General features: G+C 68.5%; 22 protein-coding genes. 13 read left to right on the forward strand and 9 right to left on the reverse strand.

Translation table 11 applies throughout. The features are described from left to right. Positions 1 to 21: 21 nt before the first annotated feature. Positions 22 to 1,080 carry a hypothetical protein gene (locus ACN469_RS35435; protein ID WP_498775385.1) on the reverse strand — a complete coding sequence of 353 codons (1,059 nt, stop codon included), beginning with the start codon at positions 1,078 to 1,080 and terminating at the stop codon, positions 22 to 24. A gap of 218 nt (positions 1,081 to 1,298) precedes the next feature. Here ACN469_RS35435 and ACN469_RS35440 point away from each other — a divergent pair, with 218 nt between their 5' ends. The 6 genes from ACN469_RS35440 (at position 1,299) to ACN469_RS35465 (ending at position 6,938) form a co-directional block, all read left to right on the forward strand. Then, the gene (locus ACN469_RS35440) at positions 1,299 to 1,910 is read left to right on the forward strand and encodes a TetR/AcrR family transcriptional regulator (RefSeq protein ID WP_498775387.1); all 612 of its coding nucleotides are present in this window, start codon (positions 1,299 to 1,301) and stop codon (positions 1,908 to 1,910) included. Next, complete coding sequence (locus ACN469_RS35445) at positions 1,907 to 3,040, forward strand: FAD-dependent monooxygenase (RefSeq protein ID WP_498775389.1); 1,134 nt, start codon at positions 1,907 to 1,909, stop codon at positions 3,038 to 3,040. The genes ACN469_RS35440 and ACN469_RS35445 overlap by 4 nt, the downstream gene beginning before the upstream one ends. A gap of 120 nt (positions 3,041 to 3,160) precedes the next feature. Next, complete coding sequence (locus ACN469_RS35450; protein ID WP_498775473.1) at positions 3,161 to 3,352, forward strand: helix-turn-helix domain-containing protein; 192 nt, start codon at positions 3,161 to 3,163, stop codon at positions 3,350 to 3,352. Between the two features lie 108 nt (positions 3,353 to 3,460). Continuing rightward, a complete protein-coding gene (locus ACN469_RS35455; protein ID WP_498775391.1) occupies positions 3,461 to 3,856 on the forward strand; it encodes a hypothetical protein in 396 nt (131 codons plus the stop codon). Further along, the gene (locus ACN469_RS35460) at positions 3,853 to 5,322 is read left to right on the forward strand and encodes a DUF7125 family protein (RefSeq protein WP_498775393.1); all 1,470 of its coding nucleotides are present in this window, start codon (positions 3,853 to 3,855) and stop codon (positions 5,320 to 5,322) included. The genes ACN469_RS35455 and ACN469_RS35460 overlap by 4 nt, the downstream gene beginning before the upstream one ends. Continuing rightward, a complete protein-coding gene (locus ACN469_RS35465; RefSeq protein WP_498775395.1) occupies positions 5,319 to 6,938 on the forward strand; it encodes a hybrid sensor histidine kinase/response regulator in 1,620 nt (539 codons plus the stop codon). The genes ACN469_RS35460 and ACN469_RS35465 overlap by 4 nt, the downstream gene beginning before the upstream one ends. 45 nt (positions 6,939 to 6,983) lie before the next feature. On the opposite strand, the gene ACN469_RS35470 is transcribed toward ACN469_RS35465, so the two are convergent. After that, positions 6,984 to 7,394 carry a VOC family protein gene (locus tag ACN469_RS35470; RefSeq protein WP_498775397.1) on the reverse strand — a complete coding sequence of 137 codons (411 nt, stop codon included), beginning with the start codon at positions 7,392 to 7,394 and terminating at the stop codon, positions 6,984 to 6,986. A 175-nt stretch (positions 7,395 to 7,569) separates the two neighbouring features. On the opposite strand from ACN469_RS35470, the gene ACN469_RS35475 reads away from it, so the two are divergent. Then, a complete protein-coding gene (locus ACN469_RS35475; RefSeq protein WP_498775399.1) occupies positions 7,570 to 7,911 on the forward strand; it encodes a PadR family transcriptional regulator in 342 nt (113 codons plus the stop codon). A gap of 18 nt (positions 7,912 to 7,929) precedes the next feature. Then, complete coding sequence (locus ACN469_RS35480) at positions 7,930 to 10,635, forward strand: ABC transporter permease (protein ID WP_498775401.1); 2,706 nt, start codon at positions 7,930 to 7,932, stop codon at positions 10,633 to 10,635. A gap of 26 nt (positions 10,636 to 10,661) precedes the next feature. On the opposite strand, the gene ACN469_RS35485 is transcribed toward ACN469_RS35480, so the two are convergent. Continuing rightward, positions 10,662 to 11,153, reverse strand: a complete 492-nt coding sequence (locus tag ACN469_RS35485; RefSeq protein ID WP_498775403.1) for a DUF1772 domain-containing protein — start codon at positions 11,151 to 11,153, stop codon at positions 10,662 to 10,664. A 77-nt stretch (positions 11,154 to 11,230) separates the two neighbouring features. Here ACN469_RS35485 and ACN469_RS35490 point away from each other — a divergent pair, with 77 nt between their 5' ends. Beyond that, entirely contained in the window at positions 11,231 to 12,019 is a 789-nt protein-coding gene (locus tag ACN469_RS35490; protein ID WP_498775405.1) for a helix-turn-helix domain-containing protein, read from the forward strand. 64 nt (positions 12,020 to 12,083) lie between these two features. Here the strand turns inward: ACN469_RS35490 and cml are convergent, their stop codons facing one another. From cml to ACN469_RS35515, 5 genes are all read right to left on the reverse strand, one after another. Then, a complete protein-coding gene (cml, locus tag ACN469_RS35495) occupies positions 12,084 to 13,319 on the reverse strand; it encodes a CmlA/FloR family chloramphenicol efflux MFS transporter (RefSeq protein ID WP_498775407.1) in 1,236 nt (411 codons plus the stop codon). A gap of 264 nt (positions 13,320 to 13,583) precedes the next feature. Continuing rightward, positions 13,584 to 14,459, reverse strand: a complete 876-nt coding sequence (locus ACN469_RS35500; RefSeq protein ID WP_498775409.1) for a PEGA domain-containing protein — start codon at positions 14,457 to 14,459, stop codon at positions 13,584 to 13,586. A 4-nt stretch (positions 14,460 to 14,463) separates the two neighbouring features. After that, a complete protein-coding gene (locus ACN469_RS35505) occupies positions 14,464 to 15,975 on the reverse strand; it encodes a serine/threonine-protein kinase (protein WP_498775411.1) in 1,512 nt (503 codons plus the stop codon). A gap of 23 nt (positions 15,976 to 15,998) precedes the next feature. Continuing rightward, a complete protein-coding gene (locus ACN469_RS35510; RefSeq protein WP_498775413.1) occupies positions 15,999 to 17,339 on the reverse strand; it encodes a sigma 54-interacting transcriptional regulator in 1,341 nt (446 codons plus the stop codon). A 61-nt stretch (positions 17,340 to 17,400) separates the two neighbouring features. Continuing rightward, positions 17,401 to 18,408, reverse strand: a complete 1,008-nt coding sequence (locus ACN469_RS35515) for a serine/threonine-protein kinase (RefSeq protein ID WP_498775415.1) — start codon at positions 18,406 to 18,408, stop codon at positions 17,401 to 17,403. A gap of 301 nt (positions 18,409 to 18,709) precedes the next feature. On the opposite strand from ACN469_RS35515, the gene ACN469_RS35520 reads away from it, so the two are divergent. Next, positions 18,710 to 19,105, forward strand: coding sequence for a GlcG/HbpS family heme-binding protein (locus ACN469_RS35520; protein WP_498775417.1), 396 nt, complete (start codon positions 18,710 to 18,712; stop codon positions 19,103 to 19,105). A 56-nt stretch (positions 19,106 to 19,161) separates the two neighbouring features. On the opposite strand, the gene ACN469_RS35525 is transcribed toward ACN469_RS35520, so the two are convergent. Then, on the reverse strand, positions 19,162 to 20,388 hold the full coding sequence (locus ACN469_RS35525; protein ID WP_498775419.1) for a hypothetical protein: 1,227 nt from the start codon (positions 20,386 to 20,388) through the stop codon (positions 19,162 to 19,164). 639 nt (positions 20,389 to 21,027) lie between these two features. Between ACN469_RS35525 and ACN469_RS35530 the strand changes: the two genes are divergently transcribed. Genes ACN469_RS35530 through ACN469_RS35540 form a run of 3 tightly spaced genes read left to right on the forward strand, consistent with a single transcriptional unit; the run spans position 21,028 to position 22,647 of the window. Beyond that, a complete protein-coding gene (locus ACN469_RS35530; protein WP_498775421.1) occupies positions 21,028 to 21,567 on the forward strand; it encodes a hypothetical protein in 540 nt (179 codons plus the stop codon). A 14-nt stretch (positions 21,568 to 21,581) separates the two neighbouring features. After that, positions 21,582 to 22,394 carry a DUF4347 domain-containing protein gene (locus tag ACN469_RS35535; RefSeq protein WP_498775423.1) on the forward strand — a complete coding sequence of 271 codons (813 nt, stop codon included), beginning with the start codon at positions 21,582 to 21,584 and terminating at the stop codon, positions 22,392 to 22,394. A gap of 34 nt (positions 22,395 to 22,428) precedes the next feature. Further along, positions 22,429 to 22,647, forward strand: a complete 219-nt coding sequence (locus ACN469_RS35540) for a hypothetical protein (RefSeq protein ID WP_498775425.1) — start codon at positions 22,429 to 22,431, stop codon at positions 22,645 to 22,647. Positions 22,648 to 22,658 lie beyond the last annotated feature (11 nt).

Here is a 22,658-nt window from a genome sequence, read left to right on the forward strand (position 1 = left end):
CCCCGAAGGGAGGTGCGCTGATTAGAAGAAGGCGCCCACGATGCTGGACACCGTGGAGATCGCGGCGCCCACCTGGCTGACGATGGGGATGTTGGTGGCCGCGGCGATGGAGCCCACGGCGGTGATGACGGACGTCACCTTCTTGCCCGTGCTGGCGTTCTTGTCCATCAGCGTCGCGCCCGCGTTGGCCACGTCGATGGCCGCGATGGCCACGTTGACGCCCGGAGCGAAGCGGCCCAGCGCCTTGGCGGCGGTGGTGCCAGCGGCCTTCGCGCCCTGCTTGAGGGCGGCCTCGCCGACCTCCGTGCCCACCTTGGTCAGCGCGGCCTTGGCGGCCTTGCGCGTGCCGGTGCCGAGGATGTTCTCGGCGATGGTGCCGCCCGTCTTCGCCACGTCGAGCGCGGCCTCCTTGGCGCCCTTGGTGATGGCCTTCGCCGTGGCGCCCTCGAAGACGCCCTTGGTGGCGACGTTCTTGACGGCCTTGAGCACGTCGTCGCTGGCGTTGGGGAGCGTCTTCTTGAAGGCGTCGACCGCCTTCTTGCCGGCCTCCAGCTTGTCCTTGAAGACGGTGCCGCCGAGCACGCCGCCCATCACCTTGCCGCCGAGGATGCCGCCCGTCGCGGCGGTGATGCCGGACTTGGCCGCGTCGAGGGTCGACCGCGTGGCGGAGATGATGTCGTCCTTGCTACCGGTGCGGATGGCCTGGCGGATGTCCTTGACGGCCGTGGAGCCGGCCATGACCGCGCCGGGGATGCCCGCGTAGCGCGCGAAGGACTTCATGCCCGCGCCCAGCTTGGTCAGGCCCTTGAACTCGCCCTTGCCGTAGGTGGGGTTGCTGACGAAGTCGAGGTTCTTGCCCGTCAGCAGGCCCTCGGCGCCCTTCTTGATGTTCTTGATCTGCTGGAAGGCGTCCTTGCCGAAGCCGAAGGCCTTCGCGCTCTGGGTCGCGACCGCCGTCCCACCCTTGATGAGCTCCTTGTTCTCCTGAACGGTCTTCTGGACGGTGTTCTGGACGTCCTGAACCTTCTTCTGAACGGTGGCGCGGGCGGTGTTGAGCGTCTTGCGGATGTCGAAACCCATGGGGGGCCTCACGAATGATTGGATGGAACTTGCCTGGATTATCGCGATCACCCGGTGTGAGTTGCGTCCGACATTCCTTCTTTTCGGCAAAAGCCGAGACAGAGCGGATGACGCATCAAGTCATTGAAATCATGGGGGTTTAGAGGGGCTGGCCGCGTCGAAATTGACCGCGGAAGGCCTCAAGATTATGAACGCGTTCAAATTTGAACGTGTTTAATATGTCCCTGCGCGAGCGAGCCAAGAGCGAGAAGTGGGAGCGGATCCGCGCCGCGGCGAAGCGGCTGTTCGTGGAGCGCGGGTATGCGGGCACGACGGTGCGAGCCATCGCCGAGGAGGCGGGCGTCGCGACGGGCACGGTGCTGGTGTACGGCGAGACGAAGGACGCGCTGCTGCATGAGCTGTGGCGCGCGGAGGCGATGCCGCTCGTGGAGCAGGCCGTGTCGTCCCTGCCGGACGGGGCCTTCGTGGACCGGTGCATGCACCTGTTCGCGCCGCTCCTGGCGCACTACGCCTCGCAGCCGGAGCTGGCCCGCGCCGTGGTGAAGGAGCTGCCGTGGCTCACGGGCGCCGCCGAGGCGCTGCACCGCCCCGCGCTGGCGAGGCTGCTCGGCGCGCTGGCCCGAATCGTCGACGAGGCGAAGGCGAGCGGAGAGCTGCGAGCGGACGTGGAGCGCGAGCTGGCGGCGGAGCTCGTCTTCTCCGTGTACCACGCGGCGGTCCTGCGGATGCTCTCGCCGCTGACGAACCTGACGGCGGCCGAAGCGCGAGACGTCCTGCGCCGCACCCTGGCCATGCTGCTCGTTGGACTGGATTCCAGGAGGTCGTCGTGAAGGTCTTGATTGCCGGCGGTGGAATCGGTGGGCTCGCGCTGGGCGCGGCCCTGGCGCGTCGCGACGTGGAGGCCGACATCATCGAGCGGCGGCCCGCCTATGGCGACGAGGGCGCGGGCATCGTGCTCGGTCCCAATGTGATGTCGGTGATGAAGGGCCTCGCGTTGCACGAGGCCGTCGTCGCCGCCGGGCATCCGGTGGGCCTGGCCCGAATCACCGACGCTTCGGGACGCGTGCTCCAGCAGACGGCGTACTCGATGCCGGACCTGCCGCTCCCGGCGACGACGATTCACCGCAACCACCTGCTTCGTGTCCTGCGTGCCGCGTCTCCCGCGCCGCGCCTCGGCGTCGCGCTCGCGAGCCTGGAGCGTGGCGCTGACGGTGTGGACGTCGCGTTCTCCGACGGCACCACGGGCCGCTACGACGTCGTGGTCGGCGCGGATGGCATCCGCTCCGCCGTGAGGAGTCAGGTCTGTGGCGCCGAGGTGTCCTCGCGCTACTCCGGTTACACCTGCTGGCGCGCCGTGGTCGACGGGCACTTCGGGGACGCCGTGGTGGAGATGTGGGGTCGTGGCCAGCGCGTGGGCGTGGTGCCGCTGGGCGAGGGAAGGTCCTACGTCTTCCTCACGCTCAACGCTCCCCGTCGCGCGCCTCCGCCGTGGACAGACCTCGCTGGCTTCCGGGCCACCTATGCGGGGTTCGCGGACCCGGCCCGCTCCGCGCTCGCGGCGCTCGAAGGCCTCGGGGGATTGCTGCACAACGACATCGAGGATTGCTCCGCGCCGCGCTGGTGGGTGCCCCGCGTCGTGCTGCTGGGCGACGCCGCTCACGCCGTGACGCCCAACCTGGGGCAGGGGGCGGGGCTGGCCATCGAGGACGCCGCCGCGCTCGCACAGCTCCTCGCGACGCTGGGCCCCACGGACGCGGCGCTGGCCCGCTATGAGAGCCTCCGCCGCCCGCGCGCCGAGCGGATCCGCGACCGCTCGTGGATGCTCGGGAAGGTCGCTCAATGGGAGAGCGGCCTCGCGCGCCGACTGCGCGATGTGGCGATGGCGTGGACGCCGGAGTCCGTGGCCCGCGCCGAGATGGAGCGGGTCGTCCGCGACATGCCCGGTGTGCCCGTCGGCTGATCCGTTCAGGTCCCCTTGCAGGATGGGCGTTCAATGCCTAACTCCTCCCGGCATCCAGGAACCTGGATCTTCGTACCGTGAGCGGGAGGCATCTTGTCGAGTCGCGACCCCGAAGAGCTCTTGACGCCGACCGAAGCCGGGCATGTCCTGGGCCTTTCGTCCGACACGGTGCGCGTGCTCTGCGACAAGGGCCGCCTGCCAGCGCTGCGCACCATGAGCGGCCGTCGTCTCGTTCGCCGTGCTGACGTCGAGCGCCTCGCTGAAGAGCGCCGCCGCACTGTTTCGCCTTCGGTGCAGGGGCGCGGGTCGTAAGACCCTGGTTCACGTCACCGCGAGGCGCAGCGGGGCGAGGACGCCGGCCGAAGGTAGCGACAGCGGATTGGCTTGGGGCTGCTCTCATGGGCCCGAAAAGGATGGCCCGTGAATGTGAAGAGTGAGCGGCCTCAAGGGACAGAGGCAGTCGAGCCGCCCGATTGTGAGGCCGCGGTGCTGTTCGAGGTCCTCTGGGCGGCGCTGGTCGATCTCCTGGGGACCTCGGCCACGGCGACCCTCATCCGTCGCAGCCTGAAGCGCGCCGCGCAAGCCATGCCTGAACTCGAAGGCATCTCCGTCAGCCGGGAGCGCTTCGACTATCGCCTGGTCCTTCCCCCCGAGTGGAAGGCGGGCACCACCGGAACGATGGATGGCCTGCGCGAAGTCGCACGTGAACTGCAGCCTCTCCTGCGGGAGCTGACAGGGCCCGTGGTCCTCCGCCGGCTCCGCGGGATTCCCGAAATCGAGCGCTGTCGCCTGTTCCCTCCAGAGGATGCGTCATGATCGCCAAGAAGACCTCTCTCGAGTCCGAGACCACGGGTGATGAGGCACTGGACCGGATTCTCGGAGGGGGAATTCCCTCCCGCTCCATGGTGGTCATCGCCGGTGAGCCCGGGTCCGGGAAGACGGTCCTGACGCTCCAGATGCTCTTCCATGCGGCGCGGCAGGGAAAGAAGTGCCTCTACTTCACGACGCTCTCCGAGCCGGCCCTCAAGGTCATCCGCTACATGCAGCTGTTCGACTTCTTCGACGTCGAGCTGCTCGACAAGCAGGTCATCTTCGTCGACCTCGGCTCCTGCGTGCGCCAGGGGGCGGAGCAGACGCTCGCGGAGATCGAGGCGCGCGTGGAGAAGCATGAGCCGGGCTTCGTCGCCATCGACAGCTTTCGCGCCATCGGCGAGCTCCTCCAGGGCCAGGGCGGAGGGGCGCGTCCCTTCATCTATGACCTCGCGGTTCAGACAGCGAGCTGGGGCGCGACGACGCTGCTCGTCGGCGAATACACCCGGGACGAGTTCCCGGTCTTCGCCGAGTTCGCGGTGGCCGATGGAATCATCCGGCTGGGCAGTGAGCGGCAGGAACTCACCTCGGTGCGCGAGCTGGAGGTGCTCAAGCTGCGGGGCGCGGGCTACACGTCCGGCCGGCACTTCTTCGACATCAGCAAGGCGGGCGTCGCGTTCTATCCTCGCGTGAGCACTCCCGAGGACATCCAGGTGCAGCCCAGCGTGGACACCGGAGCGCGCGCCACCGTGGGCGTCGAGGGCCTGGATGACCTGCTCGGGGGCGGGCTCCCGAGCGGAAGCGCGACGGTGGTTCAGGGCGGAACGGGAAGCGGAAAGACGTTGCTCAGTCTCCAGTTCCTCCTGGAGGGGGCACGCAAGGGAGAGAAGGGCGTCCTCTTCACCCTGGAGGAGACCCCCGACCAGCTCCGCTCGATTGCGCGCAGCGTGGGCTGGGACCTGGCCGCGCTCGAGGCGCAAGGCAAGCTGGTCATCAAGTACACCTCACCGGTGGAGCTGTCGACGGACCGCTTCCTCTATGAGGCTCGCAAGGAGGTGAGCGCGCTGGGGGCCACCCGGGCGGTGTTCGACAGCCTGACCACCATGTCCCTGGGGATACCCTCGGACCGTCGCTACAAGGAGATGGTCTACGCCATCGCGAAACACATGCGAGGCGCCGGAGTCACGCTCCTGATGACCGTCGAATCCGAGCAGCTGCTGGGCACCGCGACCATCTCCGGTCACGGTGTCTCCTTCATCGCCGACAACCTCATCCAGCTGCGCTACGTGGAGATGGGGAACAAGCTCGAGCGGGCCATCTCGGTGCTCAAGGCGCGCGGCATCAAGCACGACTCCGAGCTCCGGTCGCTGACCGTGGGGGCCGACGGCTTGAAGGTGACCGCGGGGCGCTTCAAGGACCTGCGCGGCGTGCTCACGGGCCTGCCCACCCGGGAGCCGAGGGACACTCCATGAGCGCCGACTACGAAGCCGAACTCGGTCGCATCGCGCGGACCCTCTCCGAGATTGCGCGCACGCTCGAATCGGCCGACGGGGCCGAGGAGCGCGTCCAGCGCACGCTGGAGCTGACGCGGGAGCTCGTCCCCTATCGGCGGGTTTCGCTGCTGAGGGCGTTCTCGGGCACTCCGTACACGCTGTTCGTCGTCCCCGAGCTGCCCGCCCCGGAGCGGGGCGCGCTGCTGTCGACCCTCATCCGGCTCTTCCGTCTCATCGCGCACTCCGACGAGATTGGACGCTCGTCCGACGCGCATCCGCACCTGACCTTGCCGTTGATGGGGCTGGACGAGGTCATCGGGCTGGTTCGCATGGAGCCGTCAGCGAACGTCTCCTACGACGTGCAGCATCTTCGACTGCTCTCGGTCATCGCGGCGCAGCTCGGCGCCTATCTGACGATGATCAAGCTGCGCGACGAGGACGCGCAGCGGACCCGGGAGCTCGCCGCGGCCCATGACTTCCAGCAGATCCTCGTGGGAGTGGTGAGCCACGACCTGCGCAATCCGCTCTCGGTCATCACCACCGTCGCCTCCCATCTGTTGCGCAAGACGGAGGACCCCCAGCGCGCGAAGGCCATCGAGCGAGCCCTCCGGAGCGCGGAGCGAGCCAACCTCATCATCAACGACCTGCTGGACGTCACCCATGCGCGAGTGACCAGTCACCTGCCCGTGTCCCGGCAGCGCATCGACCTCCTGGCGCTCCTCCAGGAGGCGCTTGACGACCTGAGCCTGTCCAATCCCGGGCGGGAGATTCAGTTGGTGGCGGAGGAGGAGGGGGTCCTGGGCGATTGGGACCCTGGCCGCCTCATGCAGGTGGCGACCAACCTCATCACCAACGCCCTGCAGTACGGAGCGGCGCGGACGCCCGTTCGGGTCACCCTCCAGGCGGACGACGACGAGGTCGTCCTCTCGGTGCACAACCGAGGGCCCGCGATTCCCGAGGAGCTGGTGCCGGTGCTCTTCAATCCCTTCCGACAGGGACAGCACGCGCAGCAGCGGGTGGCTGGCGGAGGGTTGGGCCTCGGGCTCTACATCGTCGAGCAGATCGCTCGAAGCCACGGAGGCAGGGTTTCCGCACGCTCCTCCGAGGCGGAGGGGACGACCTTCACGGTGGTGCTCCCACGGTCCGTGACGAGTCAGCGTGCGCGTGAAGACGCTCCCCAGGAGCGCGGTGCTCGTGGACCCGTGCTTGCGTCCACGGAGCGTGGGAATGCCGTTTCAACCACGGTGATGGTGGTCGAGGACGAGGAGGATGTCCGACTCGGCATTTCGGAGATTCTGGAGGGCAGGGCCTACAAGGTGATAGCCGCGTCGAATGGCCAGGAGGCGCTCGAGTTGCTTCAACAAGGACTGCGCCCCAGCCTCATCCTCTTGGACATCCGAATGCCAGTCATGGATGGCGAGACGTTCTACCAGGCCTGCCGTGATGCCCCGGAGCTCTCCTCGATTCCGCTGCTGATCCTCTCCGCGGATGCCGCCACCGCAGTGAAGCTGACTCGAAGTGGGGCGTCGGGCTACCTGCCGAAGCCCGTGCAGCCGGAGACCTTGCTGCGCGCCATCGAGAGCTTCGCGCAGTAGCTCTTCGCCTCGAAGCTCACGGCTTCGAGGCGAGTCCCGCACGGCCTACTGCTGCGGCGCGACGGCGGCGGGGTCCATCCAGAAGCTCTCCCACTGGTGGCCGTCCAGGTCCTCGAAGCTGCGCTGGTACATGAAGCCCTGGTCCATCTTCTCCTTGGACTCCTTCGCGCCCGCCGCCAGCGCCTTCTCCATCAGCGCGTCGACGGCCGCGCGGCTGTCCACCGTCAGCGCGATGATGACCTCGGTCGACTTCGTCGCATCGGAGATCTCCTTCTTGATGAAGCTCTTGAAGAAGGGCTTCACCAGCAGCATCGCGTAGATGTCCTCGCTGATGACCATGCACGTCGCGTTGGCGTCGGTGAACTGGGGGTTGAACGTGTAGCCCAGCTTCGTGAAGAACCCGACCGCGCGCTCCAGCGACTCGACGGGGAGGTTGACGAAGATCTTGGTGCCCATGGTGTGTCTCCTTCGAAAGGTTGGAAGAGGTGAACGTCGCCTTCAACCTCACGACGAACGGGTTTCGGGGAGATCGACACGGGATTTATTTTTTTGCCGAAGGCCGCGCGCGCCGCTCCCCTTGACGTTCTAGGGGAGTGGCCGGTACTGTCCCCTAGACACTCTAGGGGACTCGATGCAAGTCGACTTGCTGCAGGGGACGCTGGACATGCTCGTCCTCAAGACGCTCACCGGCGGGCCCATGCATGGCTACGCGGTGGCGAGCTGGCTCCAGCGCACGACGGACGACGCGCTGCGTGTGGAGGAGGGCTCCCTGTACCCGGCGCTGCACCGGATGACGCGGCGGGGTTGGGTGAAGGCGGACTGGGGTGTGTCCGAGAACAACCGCCGCGCGAAGTTCTACACGCTCACGGCCGAGGGACGGCGACAGCTCAAGGAGGAGTCCTCCTCCTGGGAGCGGCTGACTCAAGCCGTGTCCAAGGTACTCCACGCGCAGCCGGCGACGCAGGGCGCGTGAGCGCGAGGACCCACGCCCATGCGCTGGATTGAAGACCGCTACCACGCGCTGCGCGCCCTCGTGCGGCGCGGGCAGTTGGAGGCCGATGTCTCCGATGAGCTGGAGTTCCACCTCGCCATGCGCGCCGACGAGTACGTCGCGCGTGGGATGACGCCCGAGGCGGCGCGCGCGGAGGCGCTCAAGCGCTTCGGCAGCGTGGAGGCCTATCGCAAGGAGACGCGCATGATTGACCAGGGCATGGCGCGCGAGGTGCGCCGCACGGAGCTGTGGGACATGGCACGGCGTGAGACGCGGCAGGCGCTGCGCTCGCTGGCGCGCAGCCCGTCCTTCGCCTGGATGGCGGTGCTCACGCTGGCGCTGGGGCTGGGCGCGACGACGGCGCTGTACTCGGTGGTGGACGTGGTGGTGCTGCGCCCGCTGCCGTACGCGGCGCCGGAGCAGCTCGTCTGGCTCGACAGCCCGGTGCCCAAGCTGGGACCTGACGCGAAGTGGGACTTGTCCGAGGCGGGCTTCCACCACTTCGCGAAGGAGGCCCGCGCCTTCGCGTCGCTGGGGGCGTTCGACCAGTACAACGGCAGCCTCGCCGCCGACGACGGCGCGACACGGGTGGACGTCGCGACGGTGTCGGCGGGCATGATGGACGTGCTGCGCGCGCGCCCGGCGCTGGGTCGGCTCATCACCCCGGACATCGACACCCCCGGCTCACCGCGTGTCGTGGTGCTGGGCCACGACTTCTGGGTGCGGCGGTACGGCGCGGACCCGCGCGTGCTCGGCACGTCGATTCGCCTGGACGACGAGCCCACGGAAGTCATCGGCGTCATGGCGCCGGGCCTCCATCTGCCGGATGACACCGTGGACCTCTGGGCGCCGCTGCGAATGGACCCGGCGAGTCCGCCGGTGAACTCGCACTGGGTGCGCGCCATCGGCCGACTGAAGGAGGGCGTCACGGTGGAGCAGGCCCAGGCCGAGCTCACCGGGTTGACCGGGCGCCTGACGGAGCTGTTCCCCCGGGCGTACCAGGAGAGCTTCATGCGCGAGACGGGGTTCACCACGCGGGTCGTGCCGCTTCCGCGGCACGTGGTGGGCGACGTGGGCCGGGTGCTGTGGATTCTGCTCGGCTCGGTGGCCCTGGTGCTGCTCATCGCGTGCGCCAACGTGGCCAACCTCTTCCTCGTGCGCGCGGAGGCGCGCAGGCGCGAGCTGGCGGTGCGCTCCGCGTTGGGGGCCGGGCGCGGGGACCTGGCCTGGCATGCGCTCACGGAGAGCCTGCTGCTGTGCGGAGTCGCGGGCGCGCTGGGACTGTTCCTCGCGCACGGGGCGCTGCGCCTGCTGGTGTCGTTGGAGCCGACGGGGCTGCCGCGCCTGCGGGAGGTGGGGCTGGGCTGGCACGGCGTCGTGTTCGCCGGAGGGCTGGCGCTGCTGGCCGGGGTGGTCTTCGGACTCTTCCCGCTGCTGACGGGCAACAAGGACCTGGCGCGGTTGCGCGAGTCGGGTCGGGGGCTGACGTCCTCGCGCCGGAGCAACCTGGTGCGCGGGGGGATGGTGGTGGGGCAGGTGGCGCTGGCGGTGGTGCTGCTGGCCGCCGCGGGGCTGATGCTGCGCAGCTATTGGACGCTGCACCGCGTGGACCCAGGGCTCGACGCGAGGAACGTGCTCACGTTCGACATCGTGCTCCCGCGCACGCGTTATACGAACTACGACGAGGTGAACCGCTTCCACCGCGAGATGCTCGCGCGCATCGAAGCCCTGCCGGGCGTGACGAGCGCCAGCGTCTCCACGCACCTGCCGCTGCGTCGCTTCGGAGGATGCGCGGCCATGGCCGCCGAGGGTCAGACGACGGAACCCAACAAGCAGCCCTGCGTCACGTTTCCGGGGATGGCACCCGGGTACTTCGCGGCCCTGGGCATCCCGCTGGTCCAGGGGCGCGAGTTCACCTGGGATGACCTGGAGCAGAAGGCGGATGGCGTGCTGGTGACGAAGGCGCTCGCCGAACGGCTCTGGCCGGGCGAAGACGCGCTGGGCAAGGGCATTCGGGGCAATGGCCTCGGGCCGCCGTACTACCGTGTCATCGGCGTGACGGGGCCGCTGCGGGCCCATGGGTTGGACAAGCCTCCTTCGGAGGCGGTGTTCTTCCCGCTCGCGCCGGCCGAAGGACTTCCGCTGTGGGGGCCCCGCCGTTCGCCCACCGTGGTGGTGCGCACGGCGACCTCGCGCCCGGAGCTGCTCACGCCCGAGGTGCGACGCATCCTGGCGGAGCTGGACGCGACGGTGCCGATGGCCAACGTGGAGACGATGGAGCGCGTGGTGGCGAGGTCGCCGTCCGTGGCGCGGGCGTCCTTCACGCTGTTCCTGCTCGGCATCGCCGGGGGAATGGCGCTGCTCCTGAGCGCGGTGGGACTCTACGGCGTCATCGCCTTCATCGTGGGGCAGCGGCGTGGAGAGCTGGGCATCCGCCTGGCCCTGGGCGCCCGGGCGACGCAGGTGGCCGGCATGGTGGTGCTCCAGTCGCTGCGCTTCACGGGGCTGGGCATCCTGCTCGGATTGCTGGGCGCGCTGGCGATGGGACAGGTGCTCGGCGCGCTGCTCTTCGAGGTGAGCGCGACGGACCCGCTCGTCCTGGCGGGGGTGTGCGGGCTGCTCGTCACCCTGGCCGTGCTTGCCAGCTACGGGCCCGCGCGCCGCGCCTCACGCGTGGACCCGGCCGAGGTGCTGCGCTCGGAGTAGCGGGGCGAGTGAGTGGCGGCTCGTACTCATGCGCTCGCTTTCACCCGGAGCCATGACAGGGCCTGGAGCGACGAGAACCAGGCTCCCGCGACCAGGAGGTGGCGCAGGTGGTTGAGCCGCGCCCAGAGCATCGCGCTCTCCACGGACGCGGAGGTGTCGGGCGCCTGCATCAGCCGCACCATGGTGGGGATGAAGTACGAGAAGGTGACGAGCCTGTCCACGAGCGCCACCAGGGCGGCGGCGAGCCACCAGAAGCGCAGCGGCCCCGTGGCGCGGGTGGCGAAGTAGAGGCTCGCCAGCGTGAGCAGCGTCAGCGGCCCGGTGCTGACGAAGGCCCAGAAGCGCAGCCCCACGTTGTCCTGTCGCGCCGCCTCCGCGAACCAGTGCGCGTCCGTGGCGTCGAGCCACCTGGGGAGCAGGATTCGGTGCTCGTAGAGCCCCGCGCCGAACGAGACGCCCAGGTTGAGCACGAAGAGCCACAGGAAGATTTCCGCCGCCGACGGCTTCAGGTTCATCATGCACGCAGGATGCGTCCTGGGCATGTGAGCGTCTTTCGTGCCCTTGTGCTGTTTTTCTGAATCCTGCGGTGTTCCTCATGGGTCCCCGACACTCACTCCTCGAGCAGATTGGCACCGACATCGTCCGCTTCCAGGAGGCCTCCGCGGAGTTCGACGCGGCCGTCGGGGAGGTGCTCGCGCTCGGCCGCGCGGAGTTGGTGTGTCTGGCGCAACTGCACTTCGGCGGGCCCACGCCCTTGAGCGCCGTCGCGCGAGGCACCGACGTGGCGCGACTCGAACTCGCTGGCTACGTCCGACGGGAGGCCGCGGGAAGTGGCAGGCGGCTCGCGCTCACGGGGCATGCGCGCGAGTGGATTGAGGCGCTCTGGGGGCCCCTCCGCGTGGACGGGTTCCAGTTGATGTCCTCGCTGCCGGACGCGGACCTGAAGGTCATCGCGGCCTTCCTGACCGCGGCCCGTGCGGCCCAGGACCGCCATGCCTCCCGTGTGGCGAAGCTGCTCCAGGCACCTGGAGGTTCGAGGGCGGCGCGACGGCGGGGTGGTCTCTCCGCCGCGGCGCTCCACCGCGTGCAGCTCTTCATCGAGGCGCATCTCGCGCGGAAGATTCGGGCGGAGGAGCTGGCCCAGCGCTCGGGGTTGAGCGTCTTCTACTTCACCCGCGCCTTCCGGCAGTCCACGGGGATGACGCCGCACGCCTATGTGCAGCAGCGGCGGGTGGAGCGGGCGCGCGAGCTGCTGAGCCGCACGTCCCGCTCATTGGGGGACATCGCGCTGGAGGTCGGCTTCAGCTCGCAGAGCCACTTCACCACCGTCTTCCGCCGACTCACGGGGCTGACTCCCGCTGTCATCCGGCGAGGAGGAGGGTGAGCCGCGCCGGGAGGGGAGTGCCCTCGCGGCGCGGCCTGCCCCGACGAGCGGGCGCTGCCCGGGCCTAGGTGGCGTGGGGCCTCGTCGCTGACATGGGTTCCTCCTGAGCTCGCTGACGGCGTTGGAGGTGCCGCAGGGAGGTCAACGTCACCACGGCCATGAGGGAGGCGTACCCCACCAGTGGCCACGCGGTGTCACCGTCGAGCGTGACGACCATCAGCGTACCGACGACGCCGACGATGAGGCTCTGGATGCAGAAGTAGAGGGCGACGGCCGTTCCCGCCATGGCGCCAAAGGCCTGGAGTGCGCCATTGGCGGTGACGGAGGCGGCGAACACGATACCGGCCGCGATGACCCACATGGGCGCGACGAACGTCCAGAATGACGGGGCCGTGAGGAGCTGTCCGGCTGTCAGCAGCGCCGCGCCGAGCAACAACAGGAGCATGCCCCGGGTGAGGCTTCCCGCGAGCCCCCACGTCGCCACGAAGCGCTTCGCGAAGCGTGTCGCGAGAATCATCGCGAGCGCGGCGGTGGCGAAGGCCAGGCTGAACCCGAGCTCCGAGAAGCCGGCCTGTCCGATGAGGACCCGGGGCGCGGTGGAGAAGAACACGAAGAACGAGCCCATGGCCGCGCTGAAGCCCAGGGTGTACGTCCAGAACGCGGCGCTGCTCAGGATGGGCTGGAACGCCACGCGGTGATGAGGCCCGCCGGATGGGCGTGTCTCGTGCCATCGCGGCAAGGCATTCAGCAACGCCGCTGTCGCCAGGATGCCGAGCGTGACGAAGATGGCTCGCCATCCGAAGTGCTTCGCGAGCACGGCCCCGGCGATGGGTCCGAGCGCGGGAACGAAGGCCAGCATGGCGCTGAACAGGCTGTAGATGACCGCGCTCTCGGGCCGGTCCGCATAGACATCACGGACGGTCGCGAACGTGGCGACGAGGGCCGCCGACGCTCCCATGGCCTGCAAGAGCCGGAGGCCGACGAACATCGCGGCATCGGAGGTGCCCGCGAGCAGGAACGAGGTGGTCGCGAACACCAGCGCGCCTCCCAGCAGGACTCGGCGCCGGCCGATGCGGTCCGACACCGGGCCGAACACCACCTGCCCGAGCCCGAGCACGGCCATGTAGAGGCTCAGCGTGAGCTGGATGACGGCGGGGGAGGTGCTGAGGATTCCGGTCATCGCCGGAACCACGGGGAGGTAGATGTCCATGGCCAGTGAGGCCAGGAGGTCGAAGGGGGCCATCAGCCACAGCGCTGCTGGCACGGAGTGCTTCCACGACAGGGTTTTGGGGTCAGGCACGATTGCATCCGCACAAATGAGGAACATCTGGCGGCGCTCTGCCTCTCCACGGGTACCGGGATGAGCTGGGACAGAGGGCCGCGGCAACGGTTGACGTGTCGCCGCGGCTCACTCATCTGCGGATTTGGTGGTTCCCATCCGGTGTGGCTCCTGTGGGCATCGTGTGCACGCACGAAAGCCGGGTGCGGGTATAGCAACCGCGACCGTGCTGCTCAATCACCCAGCCAGGGGCTCAGCCACAACACCATCCATGCCGAACGCAGGTCAGAAGCTCCCCTCGACGAAGAAGAGGGTGACGCCCGCGGCCGCCGCCACGCCCGCCACGCCATACAGGACGTTCGCCGTCCGCGACTTGCCTTGCGCCGAGTCGCGCAGTGTCTGGACCTTGGCTCGTTCGTGCGCACGACTGGTCAGCTCCCGGGCATCGGCGCGCGCCATGCTCCCGAGCAGCACCGCCCCCGCTGTCGCGGCTCCGGTCACCCCAGCGGCCACCCAGGTCCAGGTTCGTCCCCGCGATGGCGCTTCGTCCGTGACGACGGGCACCGGTCCGGCGGCCACCGCCGGTGTCGGCGTGAGCACCAGCTGCAACTGGACGGGCTCGCTCGCGCGCACCTCCAAGCCTCGCTTCAGGGACAGGTGGTCTGGCAGGGTCAGCTCCAGCTCGTGTCTGCCCACCTCCACCGGCTCGCTCCAGGGCGTCCGGCCACGGGCCTGACCATCCAGCAGCACCTGGGCTCCCGAGGGCTCGCTGGTCACCGTCACGAGCGGCCGACGCGCGGCCTCGAGCCGTGTCTCCAGGTTGGTGATGAGGTTCTGGACCCCCTCGCGGTCCCGCGCCTTGGGCTCCAGTCGCAGATACTCGCGATAGGAGTTCAGCGCCTTGTCCAGCGCACCGAGCTTCTCGTAGCACTGGCCAAGGTTGTAGAGGACCACGCCGTTGGGCACCCGGCCATAGGCCTCCTCGAAGGCCGTCGCTGCCTCGGCGTAGCGGGCCTGGTCGTAGAGGCGGGTTCCTTGCTCGAAGGCACGGCGTGCCTCGGTCCGAGCCGCGGCATTGGCCGCGAACGCCGCCGTGCCCGTCAGGGTCAACAACAGCGCGAGGAGGACGCGAGACGTGGCTCTGGAAAGGCAGATCATCATCGGCTCAGAAGGGGTTGGGCTTGAGCTCCCGCACCTTCTTCAGCTCGGAGGCGGGAGGTTTGGGGGCGCGCGGCGCGGGCAGCTTCTTCAACGTCACTTCCACCTGTCCGCTCGGCGGCAGGCGTTCCACGGAGGCCGGAGCATGGCCCGCCAGCGAGAGGCCCCACGGCCCTCCATCCTCCGTGCTGTCCAGCTCCAGTGGCGTCGTCCCGAGGACACGGCCTCCCACGCTCACCGTGGCGCCCGGAGGCGCGGAGACGATGGACACACGAGCCCGAGGCGTGGGTGTCGGAGTCGGAGCCCGCACCGGGGCTGACGGCGCGGGAGTCGGAGGAAGAGGGCGCGCGGCGACGGGAGGCGTTGTCGCCGGAGCTGTCTGCGTCGCCGTCATCGGAGGCTCGCGGTGGGCGAGCAGCCAGGCCGAGGTGACGAGCAAGGCCAGCGCTCCCCCCGCCATCACCCACCGTGAGGCCCGCTTCGGGGACGAGGTGCGCGGAGGCGCCGCCACGGGGACCCGGGACGACGGCCCCGTCATGGGAGCGGCGGCCACGGCCCACCCTGTCACCCGTTCGAGAGGCCGGGTCTCCGACGCGAGCGCCTCCAGCTCCGCGCGGAAGCACGCCATGGAGGGGCGTGCTGGGGGCTCCTTGGCGAGCGCTCTCAGCACCAGCTCATCCAGCGCCTCGGGCAGGCCCAGGTCCGGGCGTCGCTGGCTGGGAGGCTCCACCTTCGCCTCCAGGTGCTGGAGCATGGTGGCGAAGGAGTTCTCCCCATGGAAGGGCGTCGTGCCGGTGAGCAGCTTGTAGGCGAGGGCGCCCACGGCGTAGACGTCCGTGTGCGGACCCACCGCGCCTCCAGAGACCTGCTCGGGCGCCATGTAGTCCGCGGTGCCCAGGATGGCGCCCGTCTGCGTGAGCTTCTCTCCCTCCGGCAGGTTCATCTTGGAGATGCCGAAGTCCACCACCTTGACGAAGTCCGGCCTGCCTTCGCGCGACACCATCATCACGTTCTGCGCCTTCACGTCGCGGTGGATGATTCCGCGCGCGTGAGCCGCCTCCAGCGCCCGGCATATCTGCGCGAGGATGGGAGCGGCCCTCGCCAGCGGCAGCACGCGCTCACGCCGCAGCAGCGCACCCAGGCTCTGCCCTTCCAAGAGCTCCATGACATAGAAGAGCTCGCCGCTGGTGGTGCGCCCCAGGTCCGTCACGTCGACGATGTGCTCGTGGCCAATCTGGCTGGCGGCAATGGCTTCCAGCTCGAAGCGCCGGCAGAAGGTGGCATCGCGAGACAGCTCGCCCCGCAGCACCTTCACCGCCACGCGCTTGCCCAGCCCCATGTGCTCGGCCAGGTAGACGATGCCCATGGCCCCCTCGCCGAGGGGAGACAGGAGCCGGTAGCGCCCCTCCAGCATCATGGGCAGCAATGCGTCGCCGTCCTGGGCGCAGTAGACGATTCCCTCCCCATACTCGCTCTGGCACCTCGGGCACCGCGGCATCGTGAAGCGGGACGTTAGCACGCGGGATGTTCCTCGCAGGGGACTCAGCGCACCGCGTGTTTGCGCAAGAGCTTGATGACGTGGGCCCGGTCCACCTCGGCTTCGCGCGCCATCTGACTCACATTGCCGCCAGCGGCGCTCAGGCGCTGGCGCAGGTACGTCTCCTCGAAGTGGGCCAGCCAGGCCTCCTTCGCGTCCTTGTACGGGAGGTCCACGCGCACCGAGGGCAGGCCCTGCGCGGAGAGGGGTGGGGCCAAGCCCTGGACGAACGCCGCATCCAGCGCGCCGGACATGGCCACGCTGCGCTCCACGAAGTTGCGCAGCTCGCGCACGTTCCCTCGCCAGGGCAGTGACATGAGCTGGTGCAGCGTCTCCGTGCTGGGGGGCGTGTAGGGGCGCGGCGGCAGCCCGAGCGTGTGGAAGGTCTCCTCCCACAGGTGTCGGAGCAGCAGCGAGAGGTCCTCCAGGTGGGCCCGCAGCGGAGGCACGGCCACCATGCCCACGGCGAGGCGGAAGTACAGGTCCTCCCGGAACTCGCCCCGGTTGACGCCAGCGCGCAGGTCTCGATGGGTGGCGGCAATGAAGCGCACGTCCACGGGCCGGAAGGCATCCGCGCCCACGCGCTTCACCTGGCGGCGCTCCAGCGCGCGCAGCAGGCGGGGCTGCACCGCGAGGGGCAGCTCGCCAATCTCGTCGAGGAAGAGCGTCCCGCCTTGCGCGGCCTCGAATGCTCCGCGCCGCTCGTGGGTGGCGCCGGTGAAGGAGCCCTTCTCATGGCCGAAGAGCTCGCTCTCCACCAGCTCCGAGGGGATGGAGCCGCAGTCCACCACCACGAAGGGGCCGGAGGCGCGCGGGCTCTGCTGATGGAGCGCCTCGGCCACCAGCTCCTTGCCCGTGCCGCTCTCGCCCTCGATGAGCACGGTGGCGTCCGTGACGGCCAGCCGCGCGAGCCGCGCGAACAAGGCCCGCATCGCCGGGCCCTCTCCCACCAGCCGGCCAAAGCGTGGCTCGGGGTGGAGCGGCACCACGTCCTGCTCGGCCACCCACGTGAAGCGCACCGTGGTGTTGCCGAAGGCCAGCGTGGAGCCATCCACCACAAAGGCATCCATCGTCCGGACGTGGTCCACCCGCGTGCCGTTGGTGCTCTCCAAGTCGCGCAGCCGATAGCCGCCGCGCTCCCTCACGAGCTCCGCATGGAAGCGGGACACGGTCGGGTCGCTCAGCGCCAGGTTGTTTCCTGGCGCGCTGCCGATGGTGAGCGTCTCGGAAGACGAGGACACCTCGGCGCCAGCGTCCGGGCCCGAGGCGACCTGGAGCCGCACCCGCCGGACCGACAGCCCTCCCGTCGGGGACTGGGAGGAGATGACCTCGGTATGGCCTGACATGTTCGCGCTCATCCCCTCATCACGGCGCGGAGCGTGTCCGACGCCAGCTGAACCCGCCGCTTCATGACTCGTCCTCGCGCAGCTCGAGCAGGGCGGCCGAGAACGGACCTCGGCTCACGGCCCCACGAGCGTCACCGGGCGCCGAGGCCTCCGAGGCGAGCGTCTCTGTCACCACCTCCGCCACGCGCCAGGGCTGCTCACTCTCTTGCGCTCCGTCCACTGTCGCCAGCGCTCGCGCCATCTCGCCCGCGGAGGTGTAGCGCTCCGCGGGATGACGCCGCAGGGCACGCAGCAGCACGTCCGCCAGGGCGGGGCCGGCCGCGCGCCGCAGGTCCTCCGTGGGCGCCAGCCGCGCATCACGCACGGCGAGCAGGAGCTGCGCGTCATTGGTGGCGGAGAACGGCCCCTGGCCCACCACCGCCTCATGGAGGAGCACCGCGAGCGAGAAGAGGTCCGCGCGGCCATCGAGTGGCCCTCCCTGGACCTGCTCGGGGGACATGTACCGGAGCCTGCCGCGCGTGCTGCCTGGCGCGGTGTGCGAGCGTGTCCGCAAGCCCTTGGCGATACCGAAGTCCGCCAGCTTCACATCCCCGGTGCGGCCGAGCAGCACGTTGGCCGGGCTGATGTCCCGATGGACGATGCCGAGCAGCTCGCCCCGGGAGTCTCGCAAGCCATGCACGTGCTCCAGCGCATGAAGCAGGCTCAGTCCCACGTAGCGCACCAGCGGCGGCGGCAAGGCGCGCCTCGCGGCGAGCACGCGCCCCAGGTCCACGCCGTCCACGTATTCCAGCACCAGGTAGGGGCTGCCGTGCTCCACGCCATAGTCCAGCGCGGAGACGACATGCCCGTGTCCGAAGGTGGCCATGAGCCGGGCCTCCTCGGCGAACATCTGTCGGTAGGAGTCCTGGGCGGCGAGCTGCGGCAGCATGCGCTTGATGACCACGGGCTTTTCGAAGCCGTCGGGCCCGGGGAGCACCGCGAGGAACAGCTCCGCCATTCCACCGCGCGCCAGACGTGAGCACAGCCGGTATCGGCCGAGAATCTCTCGTTGCTCTCGAAGCTCCGCCACGCCCACAGCCTACCTGATGCACGCGCACTCCAGCCATGCCGGACACTGGCCTCAAGGGGAAACTCTTCATGTTCCCAAGAGCAAGGTCCGGGCCTGCGCGCAAAGGCGCGAAAGGGCGAGCCTTGCCCACCCGGGCCTGTAGGCCGTGGACTACAACGCGCGGCGGAGTTGATGTCTGTCGCCTGCAATGAGCAGGGGCGTTGCGTCCAGGACAGTCGAACGTGCTCGCGTGGGCCTGGCCTTGTCTTCCATTGGTGACAGAGGCGTCCTGAGCGCCGCCAACCCCACTCAGGAGTTCCACATGGTCCGTCTGGAAGACGCGCGTCGCATCATCGCCGCAGCCGAGAAGAAGGCCCAGGAGCTGGGCCAGCCCATGAACATCGCCGTCGCGGACGAAGGCGGCAACCTGGTCGCGCACGTGCGCATGGATGGGGCGTGGCTGGGCAGCGTCGACATCTCCATCAAGAAGGCCTTCACCTCGCGCGCCTTCGACATCTCCACGCAGGACCTGGCGAAGAACGCCCAGCCGGGGGGCCAGTTCTATGGCATCCAGGTGTCCAACCACGGCCAGGTGATGATCTTCGCGGGGGGTGTGCCGCTGAAGAAGAGCGGCAAGGTCGTGGGCGCCGTCGGCGTCAGCGGTGGCTCCGGCGACCAGGACCATGCCGTCGCCACCGCGGGTGCTTCCGCCTTCTGAGTCAGCGCGGGTCGATGGCGGTACACGAGGCCGCGCGTGCACCGCCAGGGCCCGTTCTATTTCGCCGGCTGGAACGTCTTGGAGAGGGCATCGAAGATGTTGCTGTCGATGGCGAGGCCCAGGAACAGTCCTGGGCGCATGCCCGTCCAGGTCTTCTCCGTGGGGATGTCTCCATCGCCCGTGAAGCCGGCTCCTACCGCATAGCCCTCCGTCAGACGCTTGTTCTTGTGCAGGCTGAGCCCCGCCGCCAGGGAGAGCGACCCCGTGGGGGTCAGCGCGAGGCCCACCACGGCATCTTCCGTGGGCGAGGTGGGCTTCACCGCCACGAAGAGATTCAGGAAGTAGTTGTGATCGCTCATGGCCTCGTAATCCACGCCACCTATCATCCAGACAGCGCCGACATAGACCGCGAGGCCCTCCCGGTCCTTCACCTCCTGGATGATGTCGGACGCGTCTGTCTCGAAGCGGCGGTGAGTGGCCGTGTCGAACCCCAGCATCGCCGTGGCGGCGAGGTGGTAGCGCGGGCGCACGCGCAACTCGTGAGCCTCTTCCTGGGCGGAGGATTCCGTGACGGTGATGACGGAGCCTCCCTTCTGCTGTTGCCCTCCTGCTACGTAATGGGCAAGGGGGTGCAGTTGATAGGACATCTTGCCAGCGCCGCACCGGAACATCTCTCCCACGGCGACCAATTTGAACTTGTCCCCCGCGAATGATTGTTTGTTCTTGGGGCGCTTACCATTGGACTTCACGCCGCTCGTTTCGACCAGTTGCGCTGGCTTCTGGCGGAACGTGTGGATGACCTCGCAGTCCTTCCTGGTGACCGTGGGCAGGCGCTCTTCGCTCTCGGGGAGGAGGACGGCGACCTGAATCCACTTCCCCTCCGAGACCGAGTCCTTCGTGGGAGCGGCGACCGCACCCGATGGCAGGTGAACGCGCAAGACGAGGTCCTCGCCACCCAGAATCGCCGAGCGCGATTTCCATCCTTGATTCGTGGCCTCCAGCTTCGAGATCAGCGTCTTCTTGAGGTTCTCATCGAGCGTCTTGTCTATATTCGACCAGTAGTCGAGAGCGCTTCCGTCAGCTGGGGCCGCGTTGGAGGCGGAATGGGTCGCGGCATCGAAGAAATCCACCGAGTTCCCCGGCGCGGTCGTGCAATCGAAGAGCGGACTCAGCGCGCCCGCTGTATTCAGCTGGACCTGGAGGATGGCGGGCTTGATATCTCCGAATCCCTCGCGGTCGAGGGTGAGCACCACCGGGCCGCCAGCCGCCACTGGCTGGATCATGTCTTCCTGAGGGAAGGCGACCGCCTCCGGTGGGGTCACGGACTTGAGCAGGGAGGCACTCTCGAGCGTGGAGCCGTTCGGAAGGGTGACTTCGATGCGGAGCTGCCCCGTCGTCGTGGCCTCTCCTTGCTGGACCTGCGCACAGGTCGGCGTGCCTCCTGTTACATCGACTTTGTATGTGTATGGCTTCTCCTGGGCCCGTGCAGGGAAGGAGAAGAGGAGCACGCATCCGGCTGCTGCGAATCGATTCCAATGCATCGAAGACCCTCTCTGTGCGGATGACCCGTTGAGACACGACGCGGTGGTGCCAGCTCCCCCCGACTGCCCAGCACCACCGCGCCGACCCCCGGACCGTGGGTTGGGGGCGCTCTCGGGTTGAGCAAGCCGCGTGCCTGGGTCGTCCAGCAGTGGACAGCCCTTCGTCCACGGCGCGTTACCTCGGTTCCCGCCGAGGGGGGTGTCCAATCGCCTTGAATGAAGAGGTGTTGATGCGTCCACCGGGATGGACAGCCACGAGGACCCGTGCCTCGTGACAGGGGATGGCGCGCGAAATGCTTCGGTTCACCCCGCCGTCACTGTCACGACGGTGGATGTAGACCGAGAACGCAATTCATGGACGCAGTGATGGGAGGAGAAGAAATGCCAGACTTTCCCAAGGCTGACTCAACCAGTGCATTCGGCGCCGCTGACACCAAGCCCAAGGCAAGTGCCGAGGAGCTGAAGTACTGGTGGCACCGGAATACCATCGGACCCAGGTTCCATCCCTACATCGTCAAGCGGGTCCGCGAGGAGCGGACCGACGAGGGCCTGCGGAATTTCTACTTCCAGCTGGTGCGGATGGAGGCCTGGAAGGAGCCCGGGGATGAGACCCCGCTGAAGACCTTCCATGTGGAGCTGACCTCGCAGTATCAAATCTGCTGGCCGGACCTGCCGTCGACCGCGCCGCTCGCGACCGACGACAAGCCTTATGGCTTCCTCATGCTGTCGGAGAGATGGGAGGCCAACGCGAACGTCGGGCTTCGCGCGGGGCTCAGTGTCACCAGTCTGCGGGAGACGGGGAACAAGTGGCCCATCGCCGCGACGCCCCGGGCTCTGCTGCGGTCCCTGAGCGAGGACAAAGCCCTGGACGACATGCCGGTGCTCGATGCCCTCAACCACATCTTGAAGGCCCTTCGCTAGTGGAGACCACGCCCATGGAAACCCACCTCACGGTCATTTCTTATACGCGGCTGCTCGAGTCCCTCTTCGAGGACATTGATGACGTCGTCAAATTGAAAGGATGCCCCCCACAGGATGGCATCGAGGCGCGAGGGTCACTCTCCTCGACGTATGCCCTGATCGAGCGCTGCCAGAAGTGGCAGAACCTTCCCAACATCGCCCTGAACGTGGGCCGCCCCATCGACCTGCTCGACCTCGTGGGCCATGGCTCGTCTGAGCTCTTCGAACTGGGTGATGAGCCCTTCATGATGAGCCATGTCGAACCGCCCGAAGTCATCGCGGTCCTGAAGCGGGTCAGGCCGTACCTCGCGGAGAATGCCCGAGTCCGGCTGCTCGGCTGCGAGACGGCCGTGGGAAAGAGCGGGCTGCGGATGCTGAAGAGCGTCTCGCGGGCGCTGGAGCGAGAGGTGTTCGGCACGACGGTGGAGTTGTTCTCCACCGACTTCGGCCCCCAAGGGCTGGACGAGGATTTCGCTTCAAGCTGGCTGTACTCCTCGAAGAATGACACTCCGACCGAGGGAACGAGCCGCGAGGCCTCCTCGCTGTCTAAATCGAAGGAGGCCCATCCCTGGGAGCAGCGCTTGCCGGGTTACCGCGTGATTGGCCGTGGAGAGCCGTTCAGCGCTGCCGGGCTCAGCCTGCGTGTGCAGGGCCGGGACGTCACCTTCGCTTCCGACCGCCGGCTCGCGCTCGTCAAGGACTTGAGGGAGGAGGCGCCGCTGATTCTGCGCTGGAGCAAGCCCGAGCCCGCTCCCCCCTTGGAGAAGCTGTTGCCGTTGCTTCGCTGAGCAGGTGCGGTGGGAGCGCCGGAGGGCCGGCCGCATGGAGATGCGGCGGCGCGGCCCTTCGTCTCCCGGTCGGTCCGAAGCGACGCTTGCTCGCTCGCCGGGCAACCACCTCGTGCTGCTTGCTCGCCTGCCTGCTGGCTCCGTCGTGGACCAGGACCTGCCCTTCGGCACGGAGACCAGCGAGGGGGCGGGGCCGACCCGGCAGGCCACCGACGTCATCGTGTTCCTGCCCCGGGCCCACGCCCCTCGTTGAGGCGAGGAGGG

Origin of the sequence: Corallococcus terminator, assembly GCF_049194865.1 — a bacterium.
Lineage (GTDB): Bacteria > Myxococcota > Myxococcia > Myxococcales > Myxococcaceae > Myxococcus > Myxococcus terminator_A.